Annotated in this window: 22 protein-coding genes; 17 read left to right on the top strand and 5 right to left on the bottom strand. The window is 68.3% G+C overall.

From position 1 onward, the window contains the following. Window positions 1-162: 162 nt before the first annotated feature. The gene (locus ACZYSP_RS34585; RefSeq protein WP_093057689.1) at window positions 163-1,071 is read right to left on the bottom strand and encodes an NAD(P)-dependent oxidoreductase; all 909 of its coding nucleotides are present in this window, start codon (window positions 1,069-1,071) and stop codon (window positions 163-165) included. A gap of 87 nt (window positions 1,072-1,158) precedes the next feature. Between ACZYSP_RS34585 and ACZYSP_RS34580 the strand changes: the two genes are divergently transcribed. Then, the gene (locus ACZYSP_RS34580) at window positions 1,159-1,641 is read left to right on the top strand and encodes a MerR family transcriptional regulator (RefSeq protein WP_489019074.1); all 483 of its coding nucleotides are present in this window, start codon (window positions 1,159-1,161) and stop codon (window positions 1,639-1,641) included. Next, a complete protein-coding gene (locus ACZYSP_RS34575; RefSeq protein WP_489019072.1) occupies window positions 1,638-3,188 on the top strand; it encodes an MFS transporter in 1,551 nt (516 codons plus the stop codon). The genes ACZYSP_RS34580 and ACZYSP_RS34575 overlap by 4 nt, the downstream gene beginning before the upstream one ends. Before the next feature lie 7 nt (window positions 3,189-3,195). Here the strand turns inward: ACZYSP_RS34575 and ACZYSP_RS34570 are convergent, their stop codons facing one another. Next, window positions 3,196-4,332, bottom strand: a complete 1,137-nt coding sequence (locus ACZYSP_RS34570) for a PilT/PilU family type 4a pilus ATPase (protein ID WP_093057686.1) — start codon at window positions 4,330-4,332, stop codon at window positions 3,196-3,198. A gap of 27 nt (window positions 4,333-4,359) precedes the next feature. Next, the gene (locus ACZYSP_RS34565; protein ID WP_007833310.1) at window positions 4,360-5,403 is read right to left on the bottom strand and encodes a type IV pilus twitching motility protein PilT; all 1,044 of its coding nucleotides are present in this window, start codon (window positions 5,401-5,403) and stop codon (window positions 4,360-4,362) included. A gap of 51 nt (window positions 5,404-5,454) precedes the next feature. Between ACZYSP_RS34565 and ACZYSP_RS34560 the strand changes: the two genes are divergently transcribed. Next, window positions 5,455-6,156 (top strand): YggS family pyridoxal phosphate-dependent enzyme, encoded by a 702-nt coding sequence (locus ACZYSP_RS34560; RefSeq protein ID WP_093178457.1) that lies wholly within the window; start codon window positions 5,455-5,457, stop codon window positions 6,154-6,156. A 15-nt stretch (window positions 6,157-6,171) separates the two neighbouring features. On the opposite strand, the gene ACZYSP_RS34555 is transcribed toward ACZYSP_RS34560, so the two are convergent. Continuing rightward, window positions 6,172-6,639 carry an Lrp/AsnC ligand binding domain-containing protein gene (locus tag ACZYSP_RS34555; RefSeq protein WP_093057684.1) on the bottom strand — a complete coding sequence of 156 codons (468 nt, stop codon included), beginning with the start codon at window positions 6,637-6,639 and terminating at the stop codon, window positions 6,172-6,174. Between the two features lie 148 nt (window positions 6,640-6,787). Further along, on the bottom strand, window positions 6,788-7,246 hold the full coding sequence (locus ACZYSP_RS34550) for a hypothetical protein (RefSeq protein WP_093078981.1): 459 nt from the start codon (window positions 7,244-7,246) through the stop codon (window positions 6,788-6,790). A 241-nt stretch (window positions 7,247-7,487) separates the two neighbouring features. Between ACZYSP_RS34550 and ACZYSP_RS34545 the strand changes: the two genes are divergently transcribed. From ACZYSP_RS34545 to ACZYSP_RS34480, 14 genes are all read left to right on the top strand, one after another. Further along, complete coding sequence (locus ACZYSP_RS34545) at window positions 7,488-8,762, top strand: Glu/Leu/Phe/Val family dehydrogenase (RefSeq protein WP_093057682.1); 1,275 nt, start codon at window positions 7,488-7,490, stop codon at window positions 8,760-8,762. A 36-nt stretch (window positions 8,763-8,798) separates the two neighbouring features. Further along, a complete protein-coding gene (locus ACZYSP_RS34540; RefSeq protein WP_489019068.1) occupies window positions 8,799-9,452 on the top strand; it encodes a nucleoside/nucleotide kinase family protein in 654 nt (217 codons plus the stop codon). Between the two features lie 190 nt (window positions 9,453-9,642). Further along, window positions 9,643-10,221 carry a DUF2242 domain-containing protein gene (locus tag ACZYSP_RS34535; protein WP_489019066.1) on the top strand — a complete coding sequence of 193 codons (579 nt, stop codon included), beginning with the start codon at window positions 9,643-9,645 and terminating at the stop codon, window positions 10,219-10,221. 42 nt (window positions 10,222-10,263) lie between these two features. After that, the gene (locus ACZYSP_RS34530) at window positions 10,264-10,737 is read left to right on the top strand and encodes a MarR family winged helix-turn-helix transcriptional regulator (RefSeq protein ID WP_093057679.1); all 474 of its coding nucleotides are present in this window, start codon (window positions 10,264-10,266) and stop codon (window positions 10,735-10,737) included. Continuing rightward, window positions 10,734-11,759 (top strand): FUSC family protein, encoded by a 1,026-nt coding sequence (locus tag ACZYSP_RS34525; protein ID WP_489019063.1) that lies wholly within the window; start codon window positions 10,734-10,736, stop codon window positions 11,757-11,759. Before ACZYSP_RS34530 ends, ACZYSP_RS34525 begins: the two co-directional genes overlap by 4 nt. A gap of 38 nt (window positions 11,760-11,797) precedes the next feature. Continuing rightward, complete coding sequence (locus ACZYSP_RS34520; protein WP_093057677.1) at window positions 11,798-12,316, top strand: RDD family protein; 519 nt, start codon at window positions 11,798-11,800, stop codon at window positions 12,314-12,316. A gap of 15 nt (window positions 12,317-12,331) precedes the next feature. After that, complete coding sequence (locus ACZYSP_RS34515) at window positions 12,332-13,051, top strand: RDD family protein (RefSeq protein WP_093057676.1); 720 nt, start codon at window positions 12,332-12,334, stop codon at window positions 13,049-13,051. Further along, on the top strand, window positions 13,048-14,046 hold the full coding sequence (locus ACZYSP_RS34510) for a stage II sporulation protein M (protein ID WP_489019060.1): 999 nt from the start codon (window positions 13,048-13,050) through the stop codon (window positions 14,044-14,046). Before ACZYSP_RS34515 ends, ACZYSP_RS34510 begins: the two co-directional genes overlap by 4 nt. After that, on the top strand, window positions 14,036-14,767 hold the full coding sequence (locus ACZYSP_RS34505) for a hypothetical protein (protein WP_093057674.1): 732 nt from the start codon (window positions 14,036-14,038) through the stop codon (window positions 14,765-14,767). Before ACZYSP_RS34510 ends, ACZYSP_RS34505 begins: the two co-directional genes overlap by 11 nt. After that, window positions 14,754-15,533 (top strand): DUF4129 domain-containing protein, encoded by a 780-nt coding sequence (locus ACZYSP_RS34500; protein ID WP_489019057.1) that lies wholly within the window; start codon window positions 14,754-14,756, stop codon window positions 15,531-15,533. The genes ACZYSP_RS34505 and ACZYSP_RS34500 overlap by 14 nt, the downstream gene beginning before the upstream one ends. Beyond that, window positions 15,530-16,771: a DUF4350 domain-containing protein gene (locus ACZYSP_RS34495; RefSeq protein WP_440532831.1), complete on the top strand. Its 1,242-nt coding sequence runs from the start codon at window positions 15,530-15,532 to the stop codon at window positions 16,769-16,771. The genes ACZYSP_RS34500 and ACZYSP_RS34495 overlap by 4 nt, the downstream gene beginning before the upstream one ends. A gap of 14 nt (window positions 16,772-16,785) precedes the next feature. Beyond that, window positions 16,786-17,781, top strand: a complete 996-nt coding sequence (locus tag ACZYSP_RS34490; RefSeq protein WP_093078969.1) for an AAA family ATPase — start codon at window positions 16,786-16,788, stop codon at window positions 17,779-17,781. An 8-nt stretch (window positions 17,782-17,789) separates the two neighbouring features. Then, a complete protein-coding gene (locus ACZYSP_RS34485; protein ID WP_354339377.1) occupies window positions 17,790-19,154 on the top strand; it encodes a DUF58 domain-containing protein in 1,365 nt (454 codons plus the stop codon). 46 nt (window positions 19,155-19,200) lie between these two features. After that, window positions 19,201-19,752 (top strand): DUF805 domain-containing protein, encoded by a 552-nt coding sequence (locus ACZYSP_RS34480; RefSeq protein ID WP_093057670.1) that lies wholly within the window; start codon window positions 19,201-19,203, stop codon window positions 19,750-19,752. Window positions 19,753-19,762 lie beyond the last annotated feature (10 nt).

Raw genomic sequence — 19,762 nt, 5'->3', positions numbered from 1 at the left:
TTTCTACCTGATCGACCACCGACAGCTTAAAAGCCAGCGTGTAGTCCCGCTGCGTGCGTTTGATGCCTGATTCCATTGACTCGCCTTTTCTGAGGGAAAAGGTGTCAACCCAGGTCAGGACGGGTCATCGCAATGAAAAGAGCCCGCATCAGCGGGCTTTTTTCATTTGAGTCGAATGATGAGGCTCGACGTGTCCCAGCGTCGCCCGCCGGCCTGCTGAACGTCGGCATAGAACTGGTCGACCAGCGCCGTCACCGGCACGCGCGCGCCGTTGCGCTTGGCCTCGTCGAGCACCAGGCCCAGGTCCTTGCGCATCCAGTCGACCGCGAAGCCGTAGTCGAACTTGCCCTCGATCATGGTCTTGCCGCGGTTCTCCATCTGCCAGCTCTGGGCCGCGCCCTTGCTGATGACGCCCAGCACCGCCTCCATGTCGAGCCCGGCGCGCTGGCCGAAGGCGATGGCTTCAGACAGGCCCTGCACCAGGCCCGCGATGGCGATCTGGTTCACCATCTTCGCGAGCTGGCCGGCACCGCTTTCGCCCAGCAGCGTGACTGCGCGCGAGAACGCCATGGCCACGGGCTTGATGCGTTCGAATGCCGCCGCGTCGCCGCCGCACATCACGGTGAGCGCACCGTTCTGCGCGCCGGCCTGGCCGCCCGAGACCGGCGCGTCAATGAAGTGCAGGCCCAGTGCCTGCGCGGCCTTGGAGAGTTCGCGCGCCACGTCGGCCGAGGCGGTCGTGTGGTCGACCAGCACCGCGCCCTTCTTCATGCCGGCGAAAGCGCCGTCGCCGCCCAGTACCACTGAGCGCAGGTCGTCGTCGTTGCCGACGCAGCAGAACACGATGTCGGCGCCGGCGGCCGCTTCGCGCGGGGTGGCGGCATGGCGCCCGGGCGGGCCGAACTCGGCGGCCCAGGCCTGTGCTTTGGCGGGTGTGCGGTTGTAGACCGTGACGCTGTGGCCGGCCTTGGCCAGGTGGCCTGCCATGGGGCCGCCCATGACGCCGAGGCCGAGGAAAGCCACTGTCTGCGCGGGGACGGATTCGTAGGTGCGGGTGTTGATGCTGCTCATGGGGCGACAGCTTAAAGCCATTCCGCGACAGGTGCGATGGCCTCAACCTGTACGTGAACGTACAGGTTTGGGTAGAATGCCTCCACCATGACCGACCCGAGCCCCGCCAAGACCATCACCGTGCGCGATGCCGCGGCGCAGCTCGACGTGACGCCGCGCACGCTCAAGTACTACGAGGAGCTGGGCATCGTGGTGCCGGTGCGCAGCGAGGGCGGCTACCGCCTCTACGAGCAGGCCGATCTCGACAAGCTGGCGCGTGTGCTGCGCATGCGCTCGCTGGGTTTTTCGCTGACAGCCATCACCACGATGCTGCAGCAGCCGATGGAGGCGCCGGCCGAAGGCGGGCGCCCGCGGCTGTCGAACGCCTCGCTCAAGACGCTGCGCGAAACGCTCACCGGGCAGTTGGACACGCTCGATGCGCGCGTGGCGCAGGTCCGCAGGGAGCTCAAGGAGGCGGCTTCGCTACAGGCTCAATTGCGGCGCGACCTCGACTATGTGGAGCGTCGCCTGGCCGGCGAGCCGGTGGAAGAGGCGCTCGAACAGCGCCGCAAGGAACGGCCAGCGTCATGAACACTTCGGCTCTGGCGCGGCCTTCGCGCGGCAATGCCGCGGCCGCGCTGCTGCCCTGGGCCATCGGCCTCGTCACGGCCATCGACTATTTCGACAACGCGCTGTTCGCCTTCTTCGCCAGCTACATCGCCGGCGGCGTCAACGCCTCGCCCGACGAACTGGTGTGGGCTTCGAGCGCCTATGCGCTGGGCGCGGTGCTCGGCATCCTGCATCAGCATGCGTGGATCGAGCGGCTGGGTTACCGGCGCTACCTGGCCGTCTGCATGTTCGCCTTTGCCCTGGGCGGCGTGGGCGCGGCGTTGTGCGACAGCTCGATGCAGCTCACGCTCGCGCGCGCCGTGCAGGGCTACTTCGTCGGCCCGATGCTCGGCGCCTGCCGCATCCTGATCCAGATCGGTATTCCGCCGGCGCGTCGCGCCAAGGCGCTGAAGGCGTTCATGGTGCTGATCGTCTTCGGCGGCGCTCTGGCGCCCATCGCGGGCGCCTTTCTCGTGACCAACTTCGATTGGCGCTGGCTGTTCGCGAGCACCGCGCCGGTTGCGGCGCTGATCGGGCTGCTCGTGCTCTGGACGCTGCCCGACATCGGCGACGTCGAGCCGCACGAGCGCACCGAGCCGCACTACGTCGCCTACGTGGTGTTCGCACTCGCGCAGGCTGCGCTGCAGGTGGTGCTGACGCGCTCGCACTTCGAGCTGTTCACTGGCTCGCCAGCGCTGATCGGCCTCACCATCGCCGGCGTGGCGGGGCTCGCGTGGTTCGGCTGGCAGCAATGGCAACACCCCGCGCCGCTGGTGCGGCTGCATGCGCTGCGCAACGCGTCGTTTCGCGTGGGGCTGGCGCTCTACGTCGTCTACTACTACCTCTCGACGGGCTTCAGCTACCTGCTGCCGCGGATGATGGAAGGCGGGCTCGGCTTCACCGTGGGCAACACCGGCTATTTCACGGGCGCGGCCTCGCTCGCGACCGGGCTGCTGGTGTTCGTCTACCTGAAGTACTCGGCGCGGTTGGCGCGCAAGAAATGGCTCATCGTCACGGGCTTCGGTATTGCGGCGCTGGCGGCGTGGTGGCTGTCGCGGGTCACGCCGCAGGCGGGGCGCGAGGCCTTGCTGGTGCCGCTGCTGTTGCGCGGGCTGCTGATGCTGTTCGTCGTGCTGCCGGTGGCGAACCTCACTTTCAAGCCATTCGCGGCAGAGGAGTTCGCGCACGGCTACCGGCTGAAGAACCTCGTGCGCCAGTTGGCGATTTCATTCGCGACCTCGAGCGTGATCGCGCTGCAGCAGCACCGGCTGGCGCTGCACGAGGTGCGGCTGAGCGAATCGGCCAATCCCGCGAACGCGAGCTTCATGCAGGCGCTGGATTCGTTGACCCGTGGGTTCGCGGCGGCGGGCCACGCTGCCGGCGAGGCGCATGTCATGGCGCTGGGCACGCTGTATCGCACGCTCGAACAGCAGGCCACGTTCATGGCCTCGCTGGACGGGTTCACCGCGATGGCGGTGGTTGCGCTGGCGGCGGGAATCTTCGCTGCGTGGCAGCGAACGATCGATTGACTGCCGCCTAAACGATAGCGAAGTGCTCGGTGCCGGCGGCCAAGTCGGTGCTGCGCGCACGCTGGCTGTTCAGCTTGATCTGCAGCCGCAGGTCGTTTGCCGAGTCCGCGTTGCGGATGGCATCTTCGAAGGTGATCGAGTGGCTTTCGAACAGGTCGAACAGCGCCTGGTCGAAGGTCTGCATGCCCAGGTTGCGGCTCTTGCGCATGATCTCCTTGATCTCGCCGACCTCACCCTTGAAGATCAGGTCGGAAATCAGCGGCGTGTTCAGCAGCACTTCAACCGCGGCCACCCGGCCCTGGCCGTCTTCGGTTGGCACCAGCCGCTGCGAGACCAGCGAGCGCAGGTTCAGCGACAGATCCATCAGCAGCTGTGCGCGGCGCTCTTCGGGGAAGAAGTTGATGATCCGGTCCAGCGCCTGGTTGGCGCTGTTGGCGTGCAGCGTGGCCATGCACAGGTGGCCGGTTTCGGCGAAGGCCACCGCATGCTCCATGGTCTCGCGGTCGCGGATTTCGCCCATCAGGATCACGTCTGGCGCCTGGCGCAGCGTGTTCTTCAGCGCGGCTTCCCAGCTGTCGGTGTCGATGCCCACTTCGCGCTGCGTCACCACGCAGTTCTTGTGCGGGTGCACGAACTCGACCGGGTCTTCCACCGTCACGATGTGGCCGTACGAATTTTCGTTGCGCCAGTCGATCATCGCGGCCAGCGTGGTCGACTTGCCCGAGCCCGTGGCGCCCACCATGATGGTGAGGCCGCGCTTGGTCATCGACACGTCTTTCAGAATCTGCGGCATGCCCAGGCCGTCGATGGTCGGCAGCTTGGCGGGAATGGTCCGCAGCACCATGCCGACCTTGCCCTGCTGCACGAAAGCGTTTACGCGGAAGCGGCCGATGCCGGTCGGCGAGATCGCGAAGTTGCATTCCTTGGTGCGCTCGAACTCCGCCGTCTGGCGGTCGTTCATGATCGAGCGCGTGAGCGCCAGCGTGTGCGACGCGCCCAGTGCCTGCTGCGACACCTTGGTGACCTTGCCGTCGACCTTGATGGCCGGCGGAAAGTCGGCGGTGATGAACAAGTCGCTGCCGTTGCGGCTCACCATGAGCTTGAGCAGGTCGTTGATGAACTGGCTGGCTTGATCGCGTTCCATGATGTCTGTGCTCCGAAGGGCTGTGGATCAGCCGGGGAAATTCTCGGGAATCTTGGCTTTACCGCGGGCTTCTGCAGCCGAGATGGTATTGCGGCGCACCAGCTCTGTCAGGTTCTGGTCGAGCGTCTGCATGCCCGAGCCCTGGCCGGTCTGGATGGTGGAGTACATCTGCGCCACCTTGGCCTCGCGGATCAGGTTGCGGATGGCGGGCGTGCCCAGCATGATCTCGTGCGCCGCCACGCGGCCCTGGCCGTCCTTGGTCTTGCACAGCGTCTGCGAGATCACTGCCTGCAGCGACTCCGACAGCATCGCGCGGATCATTTCCTTTTCCTCGCCCGGGAACACGTCGATGATCCGGTCGATGGTCTTGGCGGCCGACGAGGTGTGCAGCGTACCGAACACCAGGTGGCCCGTTTCGGCCGCGGTCATGGCGAGGCGGATGGTTTCGAGGTCGCGCAGCTCACCCACCAGGATGGCGTCCGGGTCTTCGCGCAGTGCGGAGCGCAGCGCGTTCGAGAACGACAGCGTCATCGGGCCCACTTCGCGCTGGTTGATCAGGCACTTCTTCGACTCGTGCACGAACTCGATCGGGTCTTCCACCGTGAGGATGTGGCCGTATTCGTTTTCGTTGAGGTAGTTGACCATTGCCGCCAGCGTGGTCGACTTGCCCGAGCCCGTGGGGCCCGTCACCAGCACCAGTCCGCGCGGCTTGAGCGCGAGTTCGCCGAAAATCTTTGGCGCGTTCAGCTGCTCCAGCGTCAGGATCTTCGAGGGAATGGTCCGGAACACCGCGGCCGCGCCGCGCGCCTGGTTGAAGGCATTCACACGGAAGCGCGCAAGGCCGTCGATCTCGAACGAGAAGTCGACCTCCAGGAACTCTTCGTAGTGCTTGCGGTGCGTGTCGCTCATGATGTCGTACACCATGGCGTGCACGCCCTTGTGATCGAGCGCGTCGACGTTGATGCGGCGCACGTCGCCGTTCACGCGGATCATGGGCGGCAGGCCTGCGGAAAGGTGCAGGTCGGAGGCTTTGTTCTTGACGCTGAACGCCAGCAATTGGGTGATGTCCACGGGGCTCCTCGGCTCGAGTTCGGTGACGTTTTGATACGATTTTGGACGATTATGACGATGATTGGCGACGACCTCCAGCAAGTAAACAGCCGGATCGCAAAGGCATGTGTAACGGCCGGCCGCGACCCGGGTGAGGTGCGGCTGCTGGCGGTGTCAAAGACCTTCGGGCCGGAGGCGGTGCGCGAGGCGCATGCGGCGGGCCAGTCGGCCTTCGGCGAGAACTACGTGCAGGAGGGTCTGGACAAGATCGAAGCCCTCGCCGATCTGCGCGCCACCCTCGAATGGCACTGCATCGGCCCTCTGCAAAGCAACAAGACGCGGCCCGTGGCCGAGCACTTCGACTGGGTCCACAGCATCGACCGGCTGAAGATTGCCGAGCGCCTGTCGGCCCAGCGGCCGACTCACCTGCCGCCGCTCAATGTATGCCTTCAGGTTAATGTGGACGGCGGCGCCAACAAGTCCGGCGTGCCGCCTGAAGAGGCACTGGCGCTGGCACGCGCTGTGGCGGCTTTGCCACAGCTGCGGCTGCGCGGGCTCATGGCGATCCCCGAACCGGCGGCGGACTTCGAGGCGCAGCGCGCGTTGTGCCTGCGCGCGCATGCCGTGTACCAGTCGATTCGCGACGCGGGCATCGAACTCGACACGCTGTCGCTCGGCATGAGCGCTGATCTTGAAGCGGCGATCAGCGCAGGCAGCACGATGGTGCGTGTCGGCACGGCGATCTTCGGTGGGCGGGCACGCAAGCCCGCCTGAGGTCAGCTGGCGCGCTCACACCCCCAGCGGGAGGCGCGCGCTGCTCTTCACTTCTTCCATCACCGCATAAGTCCGCGTCTCGCGCACGCCGGGCAATTGCCACAGCACGGTGCCCGCGAACTCGCGGTAGGCGGCCATGTCGGCCATGCGGGTCTTGAGCAAATAGTCGAAGCCGCCCGCGACCATGTGGCATTCCATGATCTCGTCGCGCACCTGCACGGCGGCCTTGAACTGGTCGAACACATTGGGCGTGGTGCGGTCGAGCAGCACCTCGACGAAGACGGTGAAACCGCGGCCCAGCTTGTGCGGATCGAGCCGCGCCTCGTAGCCCAGGATGAAGCCGTCGCGCGTGAGCCGCTGTACCCGCGCCAGCACCGCGGTGGGTGAGAGCGCCACTGCCTCGGCCAGCTTGAGGTTGGTGATGCGGCCGTCCTCCTGAAGGATCTTCAGCAGCCGGAGATCGATGCGGTCCAGGTCGAGCATCAGAAGATTATCCGGCCCGAACGCTGATTGCTGGCGGAAGATGCGGCCTATGACCGCTGACCATAGGAGATAGAACCAAGGCGCTGGCGGCGGTCTACCCTGGCCTACCCAGGGCGCCGCCGTGCGCCGCCAGCTCTTTCGCGCGCTCTCAGCGAACCTGGGTCTGCGACTGTGCCGCCGCTTGCTGATTCTTGAGCTGGTCGACCAGTGCGCCGTAGGCGGGGCTCGCGCGCAGCTTGGTGTATTCGGCTGCCGCCTGGCGGTAGCCGGGCTTCGTCATATCGGCACCGGCTTCGCCGCTCTGCTGAGCTGCCAGGCCCGACTGGATCCACAGCCGCGTGTCGGCCGCCACCGCGGCGCGGGTGTTGGCCGAGACCACGACCGCCTCTTGCTGATAGCCGCTGGTGTAGCCCTGCGTGGGCGCGGTCTTCAGCCACTGCACTGCGTCGGCGGTCACCGCGGAGCGCGTCGTCGACGAGGTCAGCGGCACGGGACGCGGATCGCCCTCGGCGTAGTTGCCGGCGAAGCTCGGCGCTGCGATCACGCCCAGCAGGGCGGCGAGGGTGGCGGTGCCGAGCAGTCGGGTGGCGGAAGCTTGCTTGTTCATTCGGGACTCCTTGAGGGTGGTTGGGTTGCCTTGGTTGGTGAAGCCAACTCTACGAAGCGCATCCGCGGGGTCGATAACCCGTAGATGACGTTTCTGTCAGGTACATCGATGCGATGTGCCGCCCGGGGCTGCGAAACCAAACCTCTCTTGCATAACCGCCAGCGCGGCGCGCATAAGCCATGGCGCGACGCGCGGGAGAGGTCTATCGTTGCGGCCACCCGTTTAAACCAAGGGATCTCTCATGAGCGAAAAACTCTCCTTCGTCAATCCGACCGCGAACAGCCCGTGGGGCACCTATCTCTCGCAGGTCGACCGCGTCGTGCCGTACCTCGGCCCGCTGGCCCGCTGGGTCGAAACCTTGAAGCGCCCCAAGCGAGCGCTGATCGTCGACGTGCCGATCGAGATGGACGACGGCACCATCGCCCACTTCGAGGGCTACCGCGTGCAGCACAACATGAGCCGCGGCCCGGGCAAGGGCGGCGTGCGCTTCCACCCCGACGTCACGCTCGAAGAAGTGATGGCGCTGTCGGCCTGGATGACCATCAAGACCGCGGCCGTCAACCTGCCGTACGGCGGCGCCAAGGGCGGCATCCGCGTCGACCCCAAGAAGCTGTCGCTGCAGGAGCTGGAAAAGATCACCCGCCGCTACACCAGCGAGATCGGCATCATCATCGGCCCGCACACCGACATCCCCGCGCCCGACGTCAACACCAACGGCCAGATCATGGCGTGGATGATGGACACCTACTCGATGAACGTCGGCGGCACCGCCACCGGCGTCGTTACCGGCAAGCCGCTGCACCTGGGCGGCTCGCTGGGCCGCGTCAAGGCCACGGGCCGCGGCGTGTTCGTCACCGGCCGTGAAGCCGCTCGCCGCCTGGGCATGGACCTGCGCGGTGCGCGCATCGCCGTGCAGGGCTTCGGCAACGTGGGCTCGGTCGCGGCTGAACTGTTCGCGGAAGCCGGCGCCAAGATCGTCGCGGTGCAGGACCACACCGGCACCATCGTCAACACCAACGGCCTCGACCTGGCCAAGCTGATCCCGGTGGCCAACAAGGACGGCGTGGTCGCCTTCAAGGCCGGCGGCGACATCGTGCCGAACGAAGACTTCTGGAACGTCGCCTGCGACATCCTGATCCCGGCCGCACTCGAAGGCCAGATCACCGCCGAGCGCGCACAGAAGACCACCGCCAAGCTGGTGCTCGAAGGCGCCAACGGCCCCACGGTGCCGACCGCCGACGACATCCTCGCCGAGCGCGGCGTGCTGGTCGTGCCCGACGTGATCTGCAACGCCGGCGGCGTGACCGTGAGCTACTTCGAATGGGTGCAGGACTTCTCGTCCTTCTTCTGGGACGAAGACGAGATCAACGTGCGCCTCGACCGCATCATGATGAACGCGCTCAACCAGATCTGGGACACGGCGGACAAGCACAAGATCACGCTGCGCACGGCGACGTATGCGGTGGCTTGCGAGCGCATCCTGATGGCTCGTCAAGAGCGCGGCCTGTACCCCTGATGATTTCTTGACGCTCGGGGACGGTACGCTCGGGGGATGAGCACCATCCCCGCGCAGAAACTTCCTCCTCTCCCAGCGGACAGCGTCGCCCGCCTGCAGGCCCTGATGGCCGGCGGGCAGCGCAAGCTGCTGGGGCTGGTCGGCGCACCCGGTGCGGGCAAGTCCACGCTCGCGGCGGCGCTGCTCCAGTCGGTGGGTGCAGATCGCGCCCAGGTCGTCCCCATGGACGGCTTTCACCTCGCCAACGTCGAGCTGCAACGGCTCGGCCGCTCCGGCCGCAAGGGCGCGCCCGATACCTTCGACAGCGCCGGCTATGTCGCGCTGCTGCAGCGCCTGCGCGAGCAGCGGCCCGATGACGACATCGTCTACGCCCCCGAATTCCGCCGCGAGATCGAGGAGCCGATTGCCGGCGCCATTGCGGTGCTGCCGACGACGCAGCTTGTCATCAGCGAAGGCAACTACCTGCTGCACGCCGTCGGCCCGTGGGCTGGCGCGGCGGCGATGTTCGACGAGGTCTGGTACGTGGACATCGACGATGCGGTGCGCGAAGAGCGCCTGGTGCGGCGCCACCAGCAGTTCGGCCGCAGCGCCGAGGAGGCGCGCGCCTGGGTGGCGAGCACCGACGCGCCCAATGCACGGCTGATCGCGGCGACGCGGGTGCGCGCGCATCACGTGCTGCCCTGGTCCTGAAAATCTCGCGCGGCAGGGAACGCTGGCGCGCGGGCGCGCTCGAAGCCTTGCCGGCAAGGCGCCGGTTAGCATTCGCCGCTCCATGCCGTCCATGCACCTCACTTCTTTCCCAGTTGTTCGCGCCCGGGTTCTCGTACTCGGCCTGTTGTCCGCCCTTGTACTTGCCGGCTGCGGCAGCACATCGCGCCGCGTGAATTACGAGCCCGAAGCCTTCGGCTCGACCACCACCCACACCCGAGATTACGAGGCCACCGAGGCCCAGACCTGCGAGGCCGCGCGCCGCGCGCTGCTGAGCCAGGGCTACATGATCACGGCCGCCAACGCCGACCTCGTGACCGGGCGCAAGAGCTTCCAGCCGGCGGCCGAGGTGCATGTCGAGGTCGAGTTCCGCGTGGTCTGCGCGCGCGAGAGCACAAGAAGCGGCAAGGCCAGCAAGAGCACCGTGGCTTTTGCGACCGCACTGCAGGACCGCTACGGCATCAAGAAGGTGAACAACTCGGCCAGCTTGGGCGTGGGCGCGATCGGCTCGCTTTCGCTGCCGTTCTCGGGCAGCGACGACGCGATGGTGAAGGTCGCGAGCGAAACGCTGACCGACGAGCGCTTCTACGACCGCTTCTTCGCGCTGCTCGACCGTTTCCTCGAAGGCCCGGAAGCGGAGGACGAAGCCGGGACGCCCACGGAAACAACGCCGGTCGCCTCGCCGCCTGCTCCCGCTGCTGCCCAGCCCGCCGTCACCTATCCGGTGAACTCGTCGCCGAACCGGGGCTGACGCCGGGCTCCAAAGTACCAAGATTAGTCTTACAATCTGGGCATGGCTTCCACCATCCCGGATCCGGCGCAATGCGCCTCGCGCCTTCGCACCTCGGTGTCGCAGCTGACGCGCCAGTTGCGCAGCGGCAGCGCCGCGCCTGATGGCCCCAGCGTGGCCAAGCTCAGCGTGCTCGGCCAGTTGCATCGGCATGGGCCGTGCACGCCCACCACGCTGGCAGGGCTCGAACGCGTCAAGCTCCAGTCGCTGACCCGGCTGCTGGCCGAGCTGGAAGCCGAAGGCTGGATCGGCCGCACGCCGCACCCGACCGATGGGCGCCAATGGCTGCTGTCTCTCACGGCCGAGGGCATACGCCGCCTGAAGGCGCTCATGCGTTCGCGCGAGGCGGCACTGGCCGAGGTGATCGGCGCCACGCTCGATGCCGATCAGCGCGCCTTGCTGCTGCAGGCCTGCGGGCTGATCGACGGCATCGCCGCCGCGCTGGAAAGCAGCGATCCACCGGCGCCAGGAGCATGAACGGCGCCCCGGCACTGCAACGCCTGACTGGCCCTTGGCGCCATGGCCGCTGGCGTCCCGGCGTACAACTGGCAGCGGCGGTGGCCATCGCCTGGGGCGTCGCCACCGCGTTGCACCTGCCCGAAAGTTTCTGGACGGTGATGAGCGTGCTGATCGTCATGCGCCCGAGCGCCGGCTCCACGCTCGATGCCGGATGGAACCGCGTGAGCGGCACGGCCGCCGGCGCGCTGTGCGGCCTGGCCGGCGTCTATCTGCAGCACCACGGCGCGCCGATGCTGGCGACCACGCTGGCCGTCGTCATGTTGCTGGCGTTTGCCAGCGCGGCTGCGCCGGGCTTGCGCAGCGCACCGGTGGCCGCGTTGATCATCCTGTCGGCCGGCGGTATTCCCGGCCATTCGGCGCTGCAGGTTGCGCTGCTGCGCATGGCGCAGATCGGCATCGGCGTGGGAGTGGCGCTGGCGGTTTCGACGCTCGTGTCCGAGTACCACGCGGGCGCGCGTTTCGACGAGGGCTGCGCCGCGTTGCTGCACGGCATCGCGAAACGCATGGCCGCTGCGCGAAGGCCTGCCGGTGCCGAGGCGGAGCGCATTCACGCGGGCACGCGCGCGTCGCTGGGCCGGCTGGCCGTGCTGGCCGGCGGCGCTGACCTGGAGGCGCGGTGGTGGCGCCGCGGCACCGCCGGGGGGCACAGCGCCTATCGCGACAAGGCCCGGCTGGCGGCGCGCATCTTCCAGGACGCCGTGGTGCTGAATCGCGTGTTCCGGCAGATGCAGGGCGCGCAGGCCGACGCCGCATGGCGCGAAGCGGCGCAGGCTGCCGGTGCCGCAGTCGCCGGCATGGCCGATGCGCTCGCGGGCAAGGGCGCGCCACCGGACCTCGATGGGCTCGACCGCTGCGCGCAGGCGTCGCAAGACTCCCTGTCGAATGCACTCCTGGCCGCACCCCTGAGCCTGCTGCTGGACGACCTGCGCAACCTGCAGAGTGCCCTTGTTCGCCCACTGCCGGAGCAGCCCACCCACTAGAATCTTCCGAAAATCAATCGTTTCGGAGAGGGACGGGCATGGAAGATCAGTCGCAGGACGCGCGCTACGCGCCTCCGCAATCCCATGTGGAGGACGTGCTGCAGCCGGGCCAGACGCAGCCCGGCGAACTCGCAACGCGCGGCACGCGGTTTCTGGCCGCGATGCTCGATGCCGGCATCTCCATCGCCGTGATATGGCTCCTGGCGAAGTTCACGCCCATCAACCTCTGGGAGGACGACGGCCTCGGACTCTGGGAGCCACGCATCTCCAGCGCGGCCTCCGGCATCGTTCTCTACCTCGTTCTGCACGGCTATCTGCTGGCCACTCGCGGCCAGACCATCGGCAAGGCGCTGTTCAAGATCCGCATTGCCCGGCCCGACGGTTCGCGGGCGCAGATCGGACGCATCCTGGCCCTGCGCGACGGCCCGGCGTTCTTCACGACCATCTGGCCGCTGCTCGGGCCGATCTACGTGCTGATCGACAGCCTCTTCATCTTCCGTGCGTCGCGCCGCTGCCTGCACGACCAGATCGCCGACACCGTCGTGTTGCAGGCCTGAGCGAGCGCTTCGCCAGTGCGCCTCGACACGCTCTACACCGCCGAGACCCCGGAAGGCATCGCGCTCTCGCTGCGCCCGGCCGGCCTGGTCGCGCGCGGGCTGGCGTATCTCATCGACTTCGCGATCCGGCTCGGCATCTTCACCGTGATCTCCATTGCCGTCGGCATGATGGGCAAGATGGGCTTCGGCATCCTGCTCATCAGCTACTTCTGCCTCGAGTGGCTCTACCCCGTGATCTTCGAACTCACGCGCGCGGCGGCCACGCCCGGCAAGCGCGTGATGGGGCTGCGCGTGGTGATGGACTCGGGCCTGCCCGTGACGCCTGCCGCCGCGCTCACCCGCAACCTGCTGCGCGCGGCCGACTTCGTGCCGGCCTTCTACGGCGCGGGCATCGTGTCGATGCTGTGGCGGCGCGACAGCAAGCGGCTGGGTGACCTGGCCGCCGGCACGCTGGTGGTGTTCAGCGACCACGTGAGCCTGCACGGCGAGGTGCCCGCGGCCGAACCGCAGGCCCCCGCGCGGCCGCTGTCGGCGCGCGAGCAGATGGCCATCGTCTCGTGGGCCGGTCGCGCGACGCGCCTGACCCCCGAGCGCTTCGACGAACTCGCCCGCGTCGCCGAACCAGTGCTGGGCCCCGACACTTCCGGCGCCTCCGCCTCGCAACGCCTGCTGGGCGTTGCGCAGTGGGTGCTGGGCCGCCGCGCCGGCGCCGATGCGCGAGGAGGCGGGCGATGACGCCGCTCGATTTCGAAGCAGCCTACGCGCCGCTGTGGACCGAACTCGAGGCCGTCATCCGCGTGGCCGAGACCAAGCGCAAGTTCGACGGCGCGCGGCTCGCCACGCTGTACCGCCGCGTGTGCGAGCACCTGGCGCTGGCGCAGGCGCGCGCCTACCCCATTCACCTCACGCAGCGGCTCGAAAGCCTGACCCAGAGCGCGCACCGGCTGATCTACCGGCAGCACGACTACGGTCTGGCGCGCTTCGCCCGGCTGGCGCTGGTCGATTTTCCCGAGGCGGTGCGGGCGCATCGCGTCTACCTGCTGGTGTCCGCGCTGATGTTCTTGCTGCCCCTGTTGGCGGCGGGCTGGGCGGCCTACCGCGACCCGGGCTTCATCCTGCACCTGCTCGATGCCAGTGCCGTGCAGCAGTTCGATTCCATGTACAGCGACAGTGCCGAGTCGCTGGGCCGCACGCGCAGCGCGGGCGACGACTGGCAGATGTTCGGCTTCTACATCATGCACAACATCGGCATCGGCTTTCGCTGCTTCGCGGCCGGCATCTTCGCCGGCGTGGGCAGTGCCGCGGTGGTGGTGTTCAACGGCGTGCAGATCGGCGCGGTCGGCGGCTACCTGATCGCGGCGGGGCATGCGGAGAACTTCTGTTCCTTCGTCATCACGCACTCGGCATTCGAGCTCACGGCCATCGTGCTGGCGGGCGCGGCCGGCCTGCGGCTCGGCTATGCGTGGGTCGCGCCCGGCCGCTACACGCGGCTCGAGTCGCTGCGGCTGGCCGCGCGCCATGCCGTGGTGATCGTCTACGGCGTCATCGGGCTGCTGCTGATCGCCGCCGCGATCGAGGCCTTCTGGTCGTCGGCGCGCTGGATCGCGCCGGCCGTGAAGTACGGCGTGGGCGGCGCCTGCTGGGTGCTGGTGCTGGCGTACCTGGGCTGGCAGGGCCGGCCGCGCGCCGCTGCTGCTGCTACTGCAAAGGCTGAAGACCGTGCAGGTTGACGGCCTCGCCATCGCGCTGCGGCCACGGCCCATGGCCGAGGCTGCGGACCTGGGCGCCCAGCTGGTGCGCAGCCATGCGCGCTCGGTGTGGCGCACCTTCCTGCCGGTGTACATCGTGACCGTGCTGCTGGCGCTCTGCACGGTCGAGATCGCCGGCTGGCTGCCCAGCCTGCTGATCTTCTGGCTCAAGCCCTGGTTCGACCGCAGCCTGCTGTTCGTTCATTCGCGCGCGGTGTTCGGGCAGGAGACGCGCTGGGCCGACCTCTGGCAAAACCGCCGCGCGGTGTGGGGCGGGCAACTGCTGCGCACGCTGCTGTGGCGGCGGTTTTCGCCCTGGCGTTCGTTCACCCAGGCAATCGACCAGCTCGAAGGCCAGCGCGGCAGCGCCCGGCGCAAGCGGCGCACCCAGTTGCTGCGCGGACGGCGCGGCGCTGCTACGGGCATGCAGATGGTGTTCGCCAACGTGGAGATGGCGCTCGACATCTGCCTGCTGTCGTTGCTGTTCTGGTTCGCGCCGGAGGGCAGCGCGAAGGATCTGTTCGGTTGGCTCACGCAGTCGGACGTTCCGCTGCAGAGCCTGCTGACGGCGGGGGCCTATGCGCTCGTCGTCGGCGTGCTGGAGCCGTTCTACGTGGCGGCCGGTTTTGCGATGTACCTCAACCGCCGGGTAGAGCTCGAAGCGTGGGACATCGAGCAGGAGTTCCGTCGTGGGTTCCGCTGACACCTCCAAGCTTCGTATCGCGGCGGCTGTGTTGGCTGTGTGCGCCATCGTCGCGATGACGCCGCCGGCAGTCGCCGCCGAGGCCCCGACCCGCGAACAGGTGAAGACCGCAGTCGACAAGGTCCGCGCCGATCCGAACATGCCCGGCACCAAGACCGAAAGAAAGCTGCGCTTCAAGGAACGCGACGACGAAGAGGAAGACGAACCCGAGAAGAAGACCGACAGCCTCGACTGGCTGCGCGATTTCATCAGGTCGGTGGCCGAGGGCGCGCGCTGGCTCATCTGGGGGCTGGGCGCGCTGGCGCTGGCCTGGCTGGTGGTTCGCCTGCGCCGCTGGATGCAGGTGCGTGCCGGCGGTGCCCGGCCTGGCAAGGAACTGCTGCCCAGCCATGTCGGCAGCCTCGACATCCGGCCCGAAAGCCTGCCCGACGACATCGGCAACGCCGCGGCCGCACTCTGGCAGCGCGGCCAGCACCGGCCCGCACTGTCGCTGCTGTACCGCGGTGCGCTGTCGCGCCTCGTGCACGCGCACGGGGTGCCGGTGAGGGCCGCGAGCACCGAGGGCGAATGCATGCTGCTCTCCGCGACCCGGCTGGCGCCCGATGCACAGGCCTTCTTCGTGCGGCTGGTCGGGGTCTGGCAACTGGGGGCGTACGGCGGTCGGCTGCCTTCCACCGCGCAGGTGCTGGCGGTCTGCGGCGAGTTCGATCGGCATCTTTCCGCCGCCGCGCCGGCCGTCGCCGATCTGAAGGGCGCCGTCGCATGAACGCCTGGCTGGTTCGCATCGGCTCGGTGCTCGTGCTGGCGGCAATCGGCTTCTGGCTGGTCTCCGCCACCGAATGGGCCGACACCGAAATACCGACGCCCGCGAGCGGCGAGGCCAAGAAGAATTCGTTCTACGGCGCGCAGGTGATGCTGCGCGAGCTCGGCGTCCAGGTGGTCAAGCACGACAGTCTCGACACCATGCCCCCCGCGCAGGCACGGCTGGTGCTCGCCTCCAGCCACTGGGACATGTTCCCCGAGCGCGAACAGCGCCTGCGCCAGTGGGTCGAGCAGGGCGGGCACCTCGTGATGCCCAGCCACCTCGTCAACAGCGACCTGCTGGAAGGCTGGATCCCGCTGGTCCGCGAAAAGCCGCCCGCCGGGGACGAGAAGAAAGAGTCGAAAGAGCCGTCCGGACCCAGGAAGCGACTGCCCAAGTCGCAATTTGCCGAACCCGCCAAGGACGCGGATTGCCATGCGGTGACCGAGCCCGAAACCGTGCCCGCGAGCTTCGCCGGTGGCCGCAGCTTCCGCATCTGCACCTGGTGGTCGCCAGCGCGCTACCGGCCCGCCGACAAGCAGCCGCCGCCCCTGTGGACCGTGCTCGGCGCGAAAGGCACCGAAGCGATCCGCGTGCAGGTCGGCCGCGGCACCGTCACCGTGATGCCCTGGGGCCTGTGGCACAACGCCAGCCTGACGCGCGGCGACAACGCGCTGTTCGCCGTTGCCGCGGTGCAGGCGCGCAGCGGCGCCGAAGTCTGGTTCGTTGCCGAGGAAACGCGCGAGCCCTTCCTGCGCTGGATCTGGAACAAGGGCTGGGCGGCCCTGCTCGTGGGCCTGCTGGCGCTGGCTGTTGCGCTTTGGCGAGCGGCCGTGCGCTTCGGGCCGCTGGCGCCCTCGGCCGGCACGCATCGGCGTTCCATGGCCGAGCAGGTGCGCGGCACCGCCGGCTTCCTGCACATGCATGGCGCCGACGCGCTGCACGCCGCGCAGCTGCGCGCGCTGAACGAATCCGCCGGCCGCCAGCTGCGTGGCTATGCGCGCCGCGATGCCGCCGCGCGCGCCGCCGCCATCGCGCAGGCCACCGGGCTGGAGGCGGCCATGCTCGTTCGGGCGATGGGCGAGCGGGCTCGCCATGCCGGCGCCATGTCGGTCGACCTGGAGGTGCTGGAAACCGCGCGCCGGCGGCTCGACGCCCACGGGCCGTTCATGCCTTCACCTTCTTCTTCATCCACATCCTGAACCGAGAGACGCTCATGCAAGCCATCCAACCCGAAGAACTGACGCGTGCGGCCCAGTGGCTGCAGACGCTGCGCGCCGAGGTCGGCCAGGCCGTGGTCGGCCAGCTCGAGGCGGTCGACCAGACGCTGATTGCGCTGGTCGCTTCGGGCCACGTGCTGATCGAAGGCGTGCCGGGGCTCGGCAAGACCCTGCTTGCCCGGGCGCTGGCGCAGGCCATGACGCTGCGCTATGCGCGCGTGCAGTTCACCCCCGACCTGATGCCCTCGGACATCACGGGCCACGCGGTGCTCGACCTCGCCGCGCGCGGCGAGAGCAGCCTCGGCACGCTACGCGTGCACCAGGGCCCGGTGTTCACCAACCTCCTGCTGGCCGACGAAATCAACCGCGCGCCGGCCAAGACCCAGAGCGCGCTGCTCGAAGTCATGCAGGAGTACCAGGTCACGCTTGAAGGCACGGCCATGCCGCTGCCGCGCCCGTTCATGGTGATGGCCACGCAGAACCCGATCGATACTGAAGGCACCTACCCGCTTCCGGAGGCACAGCTCGACCGCTTCCTGCTGAAGATCGACATCGGCTTTCCGAGCCACAGCGAAGAGAACGCCATCGTGCAGCTGACCACGCGCCAGCGTGCCGGCAACCAGTTTCCGCTCGAGGCCGTGCGCCCCTGCCTCGACGAGGCGCAGGTGCTCGAACTGCAGCGGCTGGCCTGCCTGGTGCAGGCAGACGAGCGCGTGATCGACTACGCGGTGCGCATCGCGCGCGCCACGCGCGACTGGCCGGGCCTCTCGTCCGGCGCCGGGCCGCGCGGCACCATGGCCTTGGTGCGCGCCGCCCGCGCCGCCGCGCTGATGGCCGGGCGCGACTTCATCACGCCCGACGACGTGGCGCGCCAGGCGCTGCCCGCACTGCGGCACCGCGTGATGATCTCGCCCGACGCGCAGCTCGAAGGCCTGGGCGTCGACACCCTGCTGCGCGCCGCCCGCGACAGCGTAGAGGCACCAAGGCTCTAGGCCCGCGGATGCGCGCTGCTGTTCCGATCCCCGCGCGTGCGGCCGTGCTGGCGCTGGCCGGCCTGACCGTGGCCGCGTCCGTGGCGCTGCTGCTGGGCGTGCCGGTGGGCTACGTCGCCATCGCGGCCGGCGTGCTGCTTGCGCTGGGGCTCGTGCTGGCGGGCGTCGACCTCTGGCAGAGCCTGCGCCTGTGGCGCGCCGCGCCGTTGCGCATCGAGCGCAGCCTGCCCGGCGCGTTTTCGCTCGGCGTGCCCACGGTGCTCACGCTCACGCTGGTGAACGAAGGCGTGCAGGCCTGGCAGGTGTCGGTGTTCGACGAGCTCGATGCCCACTTCACCTTCGAGGGGCTGCCGCAGACCGTCGCCGTGCCGGCACTCTCGCAGGTCGCGCTGCGCTACACCGCTACCGCAACGCAGCGCGGCGTGGCGCAATTCGGCGCCACCCAGCTGCGCTGGCGCACCCGCTTCGGCTGCTTCGACATGCGGCAGACGCTGGGCGAACCGCGTCGGCTGCGCGTGTATCCCAACTTCGCCGCGCTGGCGCGCTACGCGTGGCTGTCCGGCGACCGGCGGCTGGCGCAGATCGGCATCAAGACCTATGCGCAGCGCGGGCTCGGCACCGACTTTCGTCAACTTTCTGACTACAAGACCGGCGACTCGCTGCGCCACATCGACTGGAAAGCCACGCAGCGCCAGCGCCGGCCCATCGTGCGCGAGTTCCAGGACGACCGCGACCAGTGCGTGCTGTTCCTGCTCGACTGCGGCCGCCGCATGCGCGCCGACGAAGGCGCGCTGGCGCTGAAGGCCAACAGCCACTTCGACGAGGCGCTCAATGCGCTGATGCTGCTGAGCTACGTGGCGCTGAAGGAAGGCGACGAGGTCGGTGCCATGACTTTCGGCTGCCCTGCCGAAGAGCGGCGCGACTTCGCCCCGCGCAAGGGCACGGCCACCCTCAACGCGCTGATGAACCGGCTGCACGACATCCAGCCCGGCGCCACCCATTCGGACTACCTCCTGGCCGCGCAGGAAATGCTGCGCGTGCAGAAACGGCGCGCGCTGGTCATCGTGCTGACCAACTTCCGCGACGAGGACGCGGCCGAGCTGCGCCCTGCAATCAAGCTGCTGCGCCGCAAGCACCTCGTGCTGGTCGCGAGCCTGCGCGAGCGCGTGCTCGGGCGCATCGCCAGCCAGCCGCTGGTGCATGCGCGCGACGCCGTCGATGTTGCGGCGGCGCATCTGTTCGAGCAGTCGCGCCGCGATGCTTTTGCGCGGGTGGTCGGCAACGATCCGCTCTCGGTAGACGTGGAGCCGGCCGACCTCGCGGTAGCGTTGGTGAATCGCTATCACGCCGTCAAAAGGGCTGGTCTTTTGTAAAGGTCTTTGCCCAAAATGTGAACTTCACAACAGAGGAGAGAAGTACATGACAGAGATGACCAATCCCTACGCCGCGCCCCGCGCCACGGTGGCCGACGTATACGAGGGCGATGCGGGCGTCCAGCCCGTGAAGCTGTGGTCCGCCAAGGGCCGCATCGGGCGGGCGCGCTTCCTGGCGTACACGATGTTTTCGTACATCATCTTCATCGTCGCGGCCACCTTGCTGGGTTTCATTCTCGGCATCGCCGGCCTCGGGCGTTCCGAGGGGCTGATCGTGGCGCTGACCTTCCTGCTCGCGATTCCGTACTTCGTCTTCTACGTGCTCACGGGCATCCAGCGCTCGCACGACATGGACTGGTCGGGCTGGATGCTGTTCCTGGCGCTGATCCCGCTGGTCGCGCTGATCTGGATCTTCAAGTCGGGCACCAAGGGCAGCAACCGCTTCGGCGCGCCGCCGCCGCCCAACACCACTGGCGTGTTGATCGGCGCATGGCTGCTGCCCGTCATCGTGGGGCTCGGCATCGTCGCGGCCATCGCGCTGCCGGCCTACCAGGGCTACGTGACGCGGGCCAAGGCCGCGCAGGTCGAGCGCCCCTGACCTGAAGAAC

The sequence above is a fragment of the Variovorax sp. F042 genome, from assembly GCF_057814215.1.
Note: the sequence above shows the minus strand (reverse complement) of the source record. Positions and strands in the feature narration are given on the sequence as shown.

What these genes read in the sequence shown, in the direction of transcription:
- ACZYSP_RS34510 (WP_489019060.1), top strand. Translation starts at nt 13,048, where the DNA reads ATGACGCCGCTCGATTTCGAAGCAGCCTACGCGCCGCTGTGGACCGAA.
- ACZYSP_RS34490 (WP_093078969.1), top strand. Translation starts at nt 16,786, where the DNA reads ATGCAAGCCATCCAACCCGAAGAACTGACGCGTGCGGCCCAGTGGCTG.
- ACZYSP_RS34555 (WP_093057684.1), bottom strand. Translation starts at nt 6,639, where the DNA reads ATGCTCGACCTGGACCGCATCGATCTCCGGCTGCTGAAGATCCTTCAG.
- ACZYSP_RS34550 (WP_093078981.1), bottom strand. Translation starts at nt 7,246, where the DNA reads ATGAACAAGCAAGCTTCCGCCACCCGACTGCTCGGCACCGCCACCCTC.
- ACZYSP_RS34570 (WP_093057686.1), bottom strand. Translation starts at nt 4,332, where the DNA reads ATGGAACGCGATCAAGCCAGCCAGTTCATCAACGACCTGCTCAAGCTC.
- ACZYSP_RS34585 (WP_093057689.1), bottom strand. Translation starts at nt 1,071, where the DNA reads ATGAGCAGCATCAACACCCGCACCTACGAATCCGTCCCCGCGCAGACA.
- ACZYSP_RS34580 (WP_489019074.1), top strand. Translation starts at nt 1,159, where the DNA reads ATGACCGACCCGAGCCCCGCCAAGACCATCACCGTGCGCGATGCCGCG.
- ACZYSP_RS34575 (WP_489019072.1), top strand. Translation starts at nt 1,638, where the DNA reads ATGAACACTTCGGCTCTGGCGCGGCCTTCGCGCGGCAATGCCGCGGCC.
- ACZYSP_RS34530 (WP_093057679.1), top strand. Translation starts at nt 10,264, where the DNA reads ATGGCTTCCACCATCCCGGATCCGGCGCAATGCGCCTCGCGCCTTCGC.
- ACZYSP_RS34520 (WP_093057677.1), top strand. Translation starts at nt 11,798, where the DNA reads ATGGAAGATCAGTCGCAGGACGCGCGCTACGCGCCTCCGCAATCCCAT.
- ACZYSP_RS34480 (WP_093057670.1), top strand. Translation starts at nt 19,201, where the DNA reads ATGACAGAGATGACCAATCCCTACGCCGCGCCCCGCGCCACGGTGGCC.
- ACZYSP_RS34485 (WP_354339377.1), top strand. Translation starts at nt 17,790, where the DNA reads ATGCGCGCTGCTGTTCCGATCCCCGCGCGTGCGGCCGTGCTGGCGCTG.
- ACZYSP_RS34525 (WP_489019063.1), top strand. Translation starts at nt 10,734, where the DNA reads ATGAACGGCGCCCCGGCACTGCAACGCCTGACTGGCCCTTGGCGCCAT.
- ACZYSP_RS34495 (WP_440532831.1), top strand. Translation starts at nt 15,530, where the DNA reads ATGAACGCCTGGCTGGTTCGCATCGGCTCGGTGCTCGTGCTGGCGGCA.
- ACZYSP_RS34560 (WP_093178457.1), top strand. Translation starts at nt 5,455, where the DNA reads ATGACGATGATTGGCGACGACCTCCAGCAAGTAAACAGCCGGATCGCA.
- ACZYSP_RS34540 (WP_489019068.1), top strand. Translation starts at nt 8,799, where the DNA reads ATGAGCACCATCCCCGCGCAGAAACTTCCTCCTCTCCCAGCGGACAGC.
- ACZYSP_RS34545 (WP_093057682.1), top strand. Translation starts at nt 7,488, where the DNA reads ATGAGCGAAAAACTCTCCTTCGTCAATCCGACCGCGAACAGCCCGTGG.